The sequence below is a fragment of the Bacillus sp. JJ1503 genome, from assembly GCF_036965125.1.
Lineage (GTDB): Bacteria > Bacillota > Bacilli > Bacillales > Cytobacillaceae > Cytobacillus.
The window spans coordinates 15,299-15,582 of sequence record NZ_JBALOZ010000096.1; the positions used below are offsets into that span (position 1 = coordinate 15,299).

1 pseudogene is annotated in these 284 nt (G+C 37.0%); it reads left to right on the forward strand.

Annotated features, from left to right (window positions below):
- Nucleotides 1–284 (forward strand): annotated as a pseudogene (locus tag V7149_RS09025) (hypothetical protein); the annotation flags it as partial.

Genomic DNA, 284 nt, shown 5'->3' on the forward strand with positions numbered 1-284 from the left:
AAATCGCCTCATGATGGCTCCAATGACAACATTTTCCGCAGACCATTCTTAATTGGTTATCGTTTTTCACCTGAAGAACCCGAAACACCAGGAATCACCATGAGAGAAACATTTGAATTACTTGATGAATTAATGAAAGCAGATATTGATTATATTCATATTGCCACTACGAATGCTTGGGCTAAGCCACGCCGAGGTATTAATAGTGAAAAATCACGTACAGAATTAATTGCAGAATATATAAACGGTCGTTTGCCAGTCATTGGTTTTGTATATATTCACAC